10 protein-coding genes and 1 pseudogene are annotated in these 8,651 nt (G+C 70.7%); 7 read left to right on the top strand and 4 right to left on the bottom strand.

Annotation, left to right across the window (positions count from 1 at the left end):
* The 3 genes and pseudogenes from KD1_RS11085 to radA all read right to left on the bottom strand — a co-directional run.
* Nucleotides 1-360: pseudogene (locus KD1_RS11085) on the bottom strand (A/G-specific adenine glycosylase); the annotation flags it as partial.
* A gap of 3 nt (nt 361-363) precedes the next feature.
* Complete coding sequence (gene disA / locus KD1_RS11080; protein WP_068401894.1) at nt 364-1,437, bottom strand: DNA integrity scanning diadenylate cyclase DisA; 1,074 nt, start codon at nt 1,435-1,437, stop codon at nt 364-366.
* A gap of 50 nt (nt 1,438-1,487) precedes the next feature.
* Entirely contained in the window at nt 1,488-2,885 is a 1,398-nt protein-coding gene (radA, locus tag KD1_RS11075; protein ID WP_068401892.1) for a DNA repair protein RadA, read from the bottom strand.
* Nucleotides 2,886-3,033: 148 nt separating this feature from the next.
* Here radA and KD1_RS11070 point away from each other — a divergent pair, with 148 nt between their 5' ends.
* Both KD1_RS11070 and KD1_RS11065 read left to right on the top strand, forming a co-directional pair.
* Nucleotides 3,034-3,489 (top strand): MaoC family dehydratase, encoded by a 456-nt coding sequence (locus tag KD1_RS11070; RefSeq protein ID WP_068401901.1) that lies wholly within the window; start codon nt 3,034-3,036, stop codon nt 3,487-3,489.
* A 13-nt stretch (nt 3,490-3,502) separates the two neighbouring features.
* The gene (locus tag KD1_RS11065) at nt 3,503-4,144 is read left to right on the top strand and encodes a flavin reductase family protein (RefSeq protein ID WP_068401897.1); all 642 of its coding nucleotides are present in this window, start codon (nt 3,503-3,505) and stop codon (nt 4,142-4,144) included.
* Here the strand turns inward: KD1_RS11065 and KD1_RS11060 are convergent.
* Nucleotides 4,089-4,961 (bottom strand): DUF3109 family protein, encoded by an 873-nt coding sequence (locus KD1_RS11060; RefSeq protein WP_068401899.1) that lies wholly within the window; start codon nt 4,959-4,961, stop codon nt 4,089-4,091. The two genes, KD1_RS11065 and KD1_RS11060, sit on opposite strands and share 56 nt — an antisense overlap.
* 73 nt (nt 4,962-5,034) lie before the next feature.
* Here KD1_RS11060 and KD1_RS11055 point away from each other — a divergent pair, with 73 nt between their 5' ends.
* The 5 genes from KD1_RS11055 to KD1_RS11035 all read left to right on the top strand — a co-directional run.
* Nucleotides 5,035-5,976 carry a Ppx/GppA family phosphatase gene (locus KD1_RS11055; protein WP_068401890.1) on the top strand — a complete coding sequence of 314 codons (942 nt, stop codon included), beginning with the start codon at nt 5,035-5,037 and terminating at the stop codon, nt 5,974-5,976.
* A gap of 9 nt (nt 5,977-5,985) precedes the next feature.
* A complete protein-coding gene (locus KD1_RS11050) occupies nt 5,986-6,819 on the top strand; it encodes a sugar phosphate isomerase/epimerase family protein (protein WP_068401888.1) in 834 nt (277 codons plus the stop codon).
* A complete protein-coding gene (locus KD1_RS11045) occupies nt 6,816-7,541 on the top strand; it encodes an ABC transporter ATP-binding protein (RefSeq protein WP_068401886.1) in 726 nt (241 codons plus the stop codon). Before KD1_RS11050 ends, KD1_RS11045 begins: the two co-directional genes overlap by 4 nt.
* Nucleotides 7,538-8,266 (top strand): ABC transporter permease, encoded by a 729-nt coding sequence (locus tag KD1_RS11040; protein ID WP_068401885.1) that lies wholly within the window; start codon nt 7,538-7,540, stop codon nt 8,264-8,266. The genes KD1_RS11045 and KD1_RS11040 overlap by 4 nt, the downstream gene beginning before the upstream one ends.
* 30 nt (nt 8,267-8,296) lie before the next feature.
* On the top strand, nt 8,297-8,651 hold a 355-nt coding region (locus KD1_RS11035), incomplete at its 3' end, for a hypothetical protein (RefSeq protein WP_217995869.1).

Genomic DNA, 8,651 nt, shown 5'->3' with positions numbered 1-8,651 from the left:
GGGGCCGACGCCGGGCAGGGCCAGCAGGGCCTCGTGGTCGGCGGGTACCTGCCCGTCGTGGTGCTCGACCATCGCCACGGCCGACTCGTGCAGGCGCAGCGCCCGCCGGGGGTAGCCCAGCCGGCCCCAGCGGCGCACCGCCTCGCCGGGGGAGTCGGCGGCCAGCGCGGCCGGGGTGGGCCACTTCTCGAGCCACTCGCGCCAGATCGGTTCGACCCTGGCCACAGGCGTCTGGTGGCTCATCACCTCGGAGAGGAACACCGCCCAGGCGCCGACGTCGGGGTCGCGCCACGGCAGCGGGCGCTCGTGGGCGGCGTACCACCGCAGGACGGGACCGTGCAGATCGCGGGGTTCGGTCACGCCTCAGACGTACCGCTCGAGGATGCTCGACTCGGCGAGGCGGGAGAGGGCCTCGCGCACGAGCCGGGCACGGCCCTCACCCACGCCGTCGACCGCGCGCAGGTCGTCGACGTTGGCGCCGAGGAGGTTCTGCAGGGAGCCGAAGTGGTCGACGAGCCGGTCGACGACGACACCGGGCAGGCGCGGCACCTTGCTGAGCAGGCGGTAGCCGCGCGGGCTGATCTGGGTGTCGAGCGAGTCACCGACGACGGCGTAGCCCAGCGCCCGCGCGCAGGTGCCGAGGTCGATGATCTCCGTGGCGGTCAACCCAGCGAGATCGGCGCTGACGGCCTCGACGGTCAGGTCGTCCCGGTCGGCCTGGACGTAATCGCGGATCGTGGCGCTGAGCGCATCGTCGACGCCGCTGGTGAGTTCTTCGAGTTGCAGGGCAAGCAGTCGACCCTCGGTGCCGAGTTCGACGACGTGACCACTCACTTCTCCGGAAATGCGGCGGACCATCTCGAGGCGCTGGAGCACGGTGGCGACGTCGCGGACCGTGACGAGGTCCTCGATCTCGACCGCGAACAGCGTGCCGGTGACCTCGTCGAGCCGGGCCTTGTACCGCTCCAGGGTCTGGAGCGCCTGGTTGGCCCGCGCGAGGATGGCGATGGAGTCCTCGATGACGTGACGTCCGCCGGCGACGTACAGCGCGATGATCCGCATCGACTGCGAGACCGAGATCACCGGCAGGCCGGTCTGCTTGGCGACGCGCTCGGCCGTGCGGTGACGGGTGCCCGACTCGCTGGTCTCGATCGTCGCGTCCGGCAGCAGTTGGGTGGCCGCCTTGATGATGCGCGTCCCGTCGCGATCGAGCACGACCGCGCCGTCCATCTTCGCGAGTTCGCGCAGACGGGTCGCGGAGAACTCGATGTCGATGGGGAACCCGCCGGTCGACATCTTCTCGACGACCTTGTCGTGGCCCAGCACGATCAGGGCACCGGTGTTGCCCCGCAGGATGCGTTCGAGCCCGTCCCGCAGTTCGGTTCCGGGCGCGACCGCTGCCAGGGTGGCCAGAAACAGGGGATCGTCGGACTGCACGAGCCGATCCTATGCCCGAGGAGTCACGGGGAACGTTTTCGCCGCTCGGATCAGCGGGCGAGTTCGCGGGCGCCGGTGCGCTGGGGGATCGCGGCCAGCACCGCGGAGCGTACGTCGGGGACCTCGATCACCTCGATGCCGTCGGGCAGGCGACCGTCACGGCGTGCTCCCACCGGCACGAACGCGCGGCTGAAACCCAGACGGGCGGCTTCCGAGAGGCGTCGGGGCAGGCCCGGTACCTGCCGCACCTCACCGGCGAGCCCGACCTCACCGATCGCCACCGCCCCCGGCACGAGCGGCCGGTCGACGAGCGCGCCGGCCAGGGCCATGGCCAGCGCGAGGTCGGCGGCCGGTTCGGTCAGTCGGGCGCCGCCCACGGTCGACAGGTACGCATCGGCGCCGGCGAACGGCACCTCGCAGCGACGCTCGAGCACCGCGAGGACCATCGCGACGCGCGAGGAGTCGAGGCCGGACGTCGTGCGCCGCGGCGTCGGCAGGGTCGACTTCGTCACCAGCGCCTGGACCTCGGTGACGAGCGGGCGCCGGCCCTCGAGCGTGACGGTCACGCACGTGCCGGGCACATGGGTGGTGCGCTGCGAGAGGAACAGCCCGCTCGGGTCGCTCAACCCGGTGATGCCGCGGTCGTCGAGGTCGAAGCAGCCGACCTCGTCGGTGGGGCCGTAGCGGTTCTTGACGGCTCGCACCAGGCGCAGGCGCGAGTGGCGGTCGCCCTCGAACTGGACGACGACGTCGACGAGGTGCTCGAGCACGCGGGGCCCGGCGATCGACCCCTCCTTCGTGACGTGGCCAACGAGCAGCATGGCGATGCCGGCCCTCTTGGCGGCCTGGATCAGCGCCGCCGCGACCTCGCGTACCTGGCCGACGTTGCCGGCCGCGCCCTCGACCTCGGCCGACGAGATGGTCTGCACCGAGTCGACGACCACGAGCGAGGGCTTGACCTGCTCGATGTGGGCCAGCACCGTGGCCAGATCGGTCTCGGCCGCGAGGTACAGGTGGTCCGCGACCGCCCCGATGCGCTCGGCCCGGCCCCGGACCTGCGCCGACGACTCCTCCCCGGAGATGTACAGCACGCTGCTGCCCGGCCGGGCTGCCCGCGCCGCCACATCGAGGAGGAGCGTGGATTTGCCGATCCCCGGCTCGCCGGCGACGAGCACGACGGCTCCGGGAACGAGTCCTCCGCCCAGCACCCGGTCGAACTCATCGACGCCGGTGCTGCGTGCCTGCGCGCGCGAGGCGTCGACCTGCGCGATCGGCACGGCCGGCCGCTCGATGACCCGCGCCGCCGTGGTGCGCACCGCGGTCGCCGCGCCCACCTCGGCGACCGTTCCCCAGGCCTGGCACTCGCCGCAGCGACCGACCCACTTCACCGTGGTCCAGCCGCACTCGCTGCACTTGTACCCGGCTATCCGGGCGGTCTTCGTTGCCATGGTCGAGACACTACGTCGCGGCCCCGACAACGCTTCCCGGCGAGGTCACGGACTGCCCATCCACGAGCCGGGCGATGAATGGCGACCGCCACGAATGGGCATGAACCCGGGTGTGGAGAACACCCGATTGTTCGGGTATCAATGCCACATGCGCGTTTTCAACGGAATCGACGACCTCGAAGCAGCGATCGGCGAGGAGCTCGAGCCCAGCTCGTGGCACACCGTCACCCAGGACGAGGTCAACATGTTCGCCGACGCCACCGGCGACCACCAGTGGATCCACGTCGATGTGGAGAAGGCCAAGGACAGCCCCTTCGGCGGCACCATCGCCCACGGCTACCTGACCCTGTCGCTGCTGCCCCGCTTCGCCTACGAGATGTACCGCGTCGACGGCCTGTCGGCCATGCTCAACTACGGCTCGAACAGGGTCCGGTTCCCCACTCCCGTGCCGGTCGGGTCGCGGGTGCGTGGGCGCGCCGAGGTGGCCGAGGTGACGCGCGGCGAGAGCATGTCCCAGGCGGTGTTCCGCTTCACCGTCGAGCTCGAGGGCTCCGCCAAGCCGGCCTGCATCGCCGAGACCGTCACGGTGCTCATCCCGCAGTGACAGCATGGGGGTCATGACTCGCCACGAGATCGACCCCGCCACATTGGCGCCCGGCGGCGTCTACAAGCTCGTCAACGCCTGCGTCGTCCCGCGCGCCATCGCGTGGGTCAGTTCGCGTTCGGCCGACGGGGTGGACAACCTGGCGCCCCACTCGTACTTCACGGTGGTCAGCGTCGACCCGCCGATGATCGCGTTCACGTCGGTCGGCTGGAAGGACTCGGCCGCGAACATCGACGCCACCGGCGAGTTCGTCGTCAACATGGCCGCTGGGGGTTTCGAGGACGACATCAACGCCACCTCGACGGACTTCCCAGCGGGGATCTCCGAATTCGACGCCGTCGGGATCGAGCGCGAACCGTCACGCCGGGTCATCCCGCCGCGGGTGGCCCAGTCGCCGGTGGCGCTGGAGTGCCGCAAGGTGGACATCACTCCGATCGGCAATTGTCATCTCGTCATCGGTGAGGTGCTGCACGTGGCCATTGACGAGGCGACCTCGGAGCCGGACCCGGTCACGCAGCGCCACCCGCGACCCGACGCGATCCACCCGCTGGCACGCCTGGGCCGCAACGAATGGGCGCACTTCGGCACGACCTTCGACCTCAAGCGGGTCCCGTACCGGAAGTGGCTCGAGAAGCAGTCGTCGCGGGGTGAATGAACAGGCGGAGGAGCGCGCGCCCGCCGGGGTCCGGAGCGCCAGACCCAGCCACACGAGACCCAGCCCCACGAGACTCCGCCCCGCCACGCCACCCCGGCGAAAGCGCATCCGCCGCCGCCAGGTGCGCCTCGCAGTACGACACGAGCACGTCGTACCCGGCCTGACCCATCAGTTCCACCAACCCAGCGCGCTCGCTGACGTACACAGGCTCTGCCCCCACGTGCGCCGCCGGATTCCCCGAGCAGTACCAGTCGAGATCATGCCCACCCGACCCCCATCCGCGCCGGTCGTACTCCTCGATCGTCACCTCGAGATAGCTCGTCCCATCGGGCGGTTCGATCGTGCGATAGGAGCGCCGAATCGGCAGTTGCCAGCACACGTCGGGTTTGGTCGTATGCGGCTCCACCCCGCTTTCCACGGCGAACAGGTGCAGCGCGCACCCGGACCCGGCGGCGAACCCGGGCCGGTTGAGGAAGATGCACGCCCCTTCGACCCGCCGCGTCTTCGTCGCGCCGTCCTCCTTCTCGGTCCACGCCGCCCGCTTCGCCGTGCCGGGGTGCAACTGCCACTGCGCCGGCGTCAGCTGCCGCGCCACCTTCGCCACCCGCGCAACATCGTCGGCGTCGGTGAAATGCGCCCCCAGACTGCAGCACCCGTCGTCGGGCCGGTCGGCGTAGATGCCCGGACACCCGCGGCCGAAGATGCACGTCCACGACGAGGTCAGCCACGTCAGGTCGCAGCGGAACCGCTGGTCGTCATCGGCCGGGTCCTGGAACTCCACCCAGTGGCGGGGGGCGGTCAACTCGCTTTCGGGCACCACGCCAGCGTACGGCCCACCCGCGGCGCCGACCGTGGGCCGAGCCACCCCGAGGCGGTTCTATGCTGGACCAATGCGCCTTGGAGTGATCGACGTCGGCTCGAACACCGTTCACCTGCTCGTCGTCGACGCCTCGTACGGCGCGCACCCGATGCCGGAGTCGTCGTACAAGCTCGAGCTACGCCTCTCCGAGCATGTGCTCGACGACGGCCGGATCTCCGACGACGGCCGTGAGCGCCTCATCACCTTCGTCAACGAATGCATCCAGGTGGCCGAGGACAAGGGCTGCGCCGAACTGCTCGCCTTCGCCACCAGCGCCATCCGCGAGGCGCCCAACGGCCACGAGGTGCTCCAGGACGTCTCGCACAAGACGGGGGTCGAACTGCGTGAACTCAGCGGCGACATGGAGGCCAAGCTGACCTTCCTTGCGGTGCGTCGCTGGTTCGGCTGGTCGAGCGGCAAGCTGCTCGTCATCGACATCGGCGGAGGATCGCTCGAGATCGCCATCGGCATGGACGAGGAGCCGGACATCGCGATCTCCCTGCCGCTCGGCGCGGGCCGCATCACCCGCGACTGGCTGCCCGGCGACCCGCCCTCCGCCGACGACATCAAGGCCGCCCGCAAGTACGTGCGCGCCCAGATCGGCACCCAGGTCGGCAGGGTCAAGCGCGCCGGCGTGCCCAACCACGTCGTCGGCACGTCGAAGACGATGCGCTCCCTGGGCCGCATCAACGGCGCCGCGCCCTCGAGCAGTGGCCCGTTCATCGAGCGCACCCTGACCCGCGAGGGCATCAGCAAGGTCATCGCCAAGGTCTCGACGATGACCGCCGCCGAACGCGCCACGCTTTCCGGAGTCTCGCACTCCCGGGCCGCGCAACTCCTCGCCGGAGCGATCGTGGCCGAGGCGGCCATGGATCTCCTCGGCGTCGAGAAGCTCGAGATCGGACCCTGGGCGCTGCGCGAAGGGGTCATCTTGCGTTACTTCGACATGATGAGTGACCCCAGCGGGGTCTAGGCTCGAATCATGAGCGATTCGGCGGCAGGGCACGGCGGCGACATCCCCATCACCTTGTCGACCGCGTCGGTCTATCCCGCGAAGATCTCGGCGGCGTTCGCGACCGCGGCCCGACTGGGCTACGACGGAGTCGAGATCATGGTCCTGGGCGACAAGCGCACCCAGGAGGGCGGCGCGCTCAAGTCGCTGGCCGACCACCACGACCTGATGATCCACTCCATCCACGCGCCGACGCTGCTGGTCAGCCAGCACGTCTACGGCACCACCGACGCGTGGACGAAGATCGACCGCTCCATCGACCTGGCGCATGAGGTCGGTGCCGGGGTCGTCGTGGTGCACCCGCCGTTCCGGTGGCAGCGCGACTACGCGCGCCGGTTCGCCGAGGGGATCGCCCAGCGCGAGGCGGAGCGGGACATCGTCCTGGCGGTCGAGAACATGTTCCCGTGGAAGGCCGGCCCGGCGTCGGCTCAGGCGTACCTGCCGCACTGGGATCCCTGCGACCAGCCCTACCCGCACGTGACGATGGACCTCTCGCACACCGCGACCGCGCGCAGCGACGCGATGGACATGGTGCGCCGCCTCGGAGCGCGGTTGGCGCACGTGCACCTCGCCGACGGCTCGGGGCGCACGACGATCCTGGACGAACACCTGCCGCCTGGCCTGGGCAACCAGCCGTGCGCGGAGTTCCTCGAGTACGTGACGGCATCGGGTTACCGCGGCGGCATCACCCTCGAGGTGTCCACCCGCCGGGCCGACCCGGCGCAGCGCGATCAGATCCTGGCCGATTCCCTCGCCTTCGCCCGTCGTCACGTCGCGGCCGGAGTTGCGAAGGCCCGGGTATGACGGTCGACGCGGTCATCGAGGTCGAGCACCTCAGCGTCAAACGCGGCGGCCACGTCGTGCTGCCGGACCTGTCACTGACCATCGAACGAGGCTCCGTCGTGGGTCTGCTCGGCCCGAGCGGTGGAGGCAAGTCCACGGCGATCCGCTCGATCGTCGGGGTGCAGCGCATCGAATCGGGCACGGTAACCGTGCTCGGCCTGCCCGCCGGGCACCCCGAATTGCGCCACCGCGTCGGGTACACCACCCAGTCGCCGAGCATCTACGCCGACCTGTCGGTGCGCGACAACGTGCGGTACTTCGCGCGGATCCTCGGGGTGGCCAACCACCGCGAGGCCGCCGATCGGGCCATCGAGACGGTCGACCTGACCGATCACGCGAACCGGCACGCCAGGGAACTCTCCGGCGGGCAACTCTCGCGGGCGTCGCTGGCCGCCGCGCTCGTGGGCGACCCGGAGGTGCTCGTGCTCGACGAACCGACCGTCGGGCTCGACCCGGTGCTGCGCCGCGACCTGTGGGACATGTTCCGGGCGCTGGCCGACGCGGGGCGCACGCTGCTCGTCTCGAGCCACGTCATGGACGAGGCGGTGCGGTGTGACCGACTGTTGCTGCTGCGCTCCGGCAGGCTCATCGCCGACGACACGTTGCCGGATCTGCTGGCGCGCACCGGGGCTGCCGACGCCGAGGGTGCGTTCCTGGCGCTCGTCGAGGCGGGCGTGTCATGAACCCCGGGCGCACGCTGTCTACGGCCGCGCGGGTGCTGCGGCAGATCCGCTCAGACAAGCGCACCATCGCGCTGATGTTCGGGCTGCCGATCGTGCTCATCGGGTTGCTCGCGTGGGTGTACGCCGACACCGGACTCTTCGACCAGTTCGGCGCCGCGCTGCTCGGCACGTTCCCGCTCGTGGTGATGTTCGTGGTGACGTCCGTGGCGGCCCTGCGCGAACGCACCTCCGGCACGCTGGAGCGGTTGCTCTCGACGCCGCTGGGCAAGGCCGACTTCATCCTCGGTTACGCCGTCGCGTTCAGCCTCATGGCCATCGTGCAGGGCGCGCTCGTGTCGTGGTTCGCGATCGTGGTGTGCGGGCTCGACGTCGCCGGCCCCACGTGGCTCCTCGTCGTGGTCGTCATGCTCTCGGGCCTGCTCGGCATGGCGCTGGGCCTGTTCGCCAGCGGGTTCGCGCAGACCGAGTTCCAGGCGGTGCAGTTCATGCCCGCGACGGTGCTGCCGCAGTTCCTGCTGTGCGGGCTGCTCGTGCCGCGCGACCGCATGCCGGCGGTGCTCGAGGCCATCTCGAACGTGCTGCCGCTGTCGTACTCGGTCGACGCGGCCAAGGAGGTCTCGGTCTCGGCCGATCCCGCGGTGGCATCCGATTTCCTCATTGTCGGAGCGTGGATCATCGGAGCCCTCGTGCTGGGCTCGCTGACGCTGCGCCGCCGGACGCCGTGAGCGCCGCGGTCAGGCCGTAGGCTGCCCGACGTGGAGATCAAGGAGTCGGTGCGGCGTCGCGCCAAGGGAGTGGCCGAGAGCCCGGTGGTCCGGGCGCTGAGCCGTCGGTCCCGGCTCGAGGCCAAGTTGGCGCAGCGGTTCCGGGCGGGGGAGACGGTCGCGCAGGCGGCGGATGTGGCGCTCGAACTGCGGCAGACCCGCACCGCCGCGTCGCTGGACCTGCTCGCCGCCCCGGCCACGACCCTGGACGAGACCACCGCCAACGCGCAGGAGTACCTCGCCGCGCTGAGTCATCTGTCGGCGCGCGGTCTGGCTGCGGGGGAGGCGGTGGACCTGACCGTGCGGCCGGCCGCGCTGGGGCTGCACCTGGCCGGGGCGCCGACGC

This window comes from Kribbia dieselivorans NBRC 106261 (genome assembly GCF_001552435.1).
Lineage (GTDB): Bacteria > Actinomycetota > Actinomycetes > Actinomycetales > Dermatophilaceae > Kribbia > Kribbia dieselivorans.
This window is presented reverse-complemented; position numbering and strand designations above follow the sequence as displayed.

Bases quoted from the DNA above. Each gene is read 5' to 3' on its own strand.
- KD1_RS11050 (WP_068401888.1), top strand. From the start codon at position 5,986: ATGAGCGATTCGGCGGCAGGGCACGGCGGCGACATCCCCATCACCTTG.
- KD1_RS11040 (WP_068401885.1), top strand. From the start codon at position 7,538: ATGAACCCCGGGCGCACGCTGTCTACGGCCGCGCGGGTGCTGCGGCAG.
- KD1_RS11070 (WP_068401901.1), top strand. From the start codon at position 3,034: ATGCGCGTTTTCAACGGAATCGACGACCTCGAAGCAGCGATCGGCGAG.
- KD1_RS11055 (WP_068401890.1), top strand. From the start codon at position 5,035: ATGCGCCTTGGAGTGATCGACGTCGGCTCGAACACCGTTCACCTGCTC.
- KD1_RS11065 (WP_068401897.1), top strand. From the start codon at position 3,503: ATGACTCGCCACGAGATCGACCCCGCCACATTGGCGCCCGGCGGCGTC.
- radA (WP_068401892.1), bottom strand. From the start codon at position 2,885: ATGGCAACGAAGACCGCCCGGATAGCCGGGTACAAGTGCAGCGAGTGC.
- KD1_RS11045 (WP_068401886.1), top strand. From the start codon at position 6,816: ATGACGGTCGACGCGGTCATCGAGGTCGAGCACCTCAGCGTCAAACGC.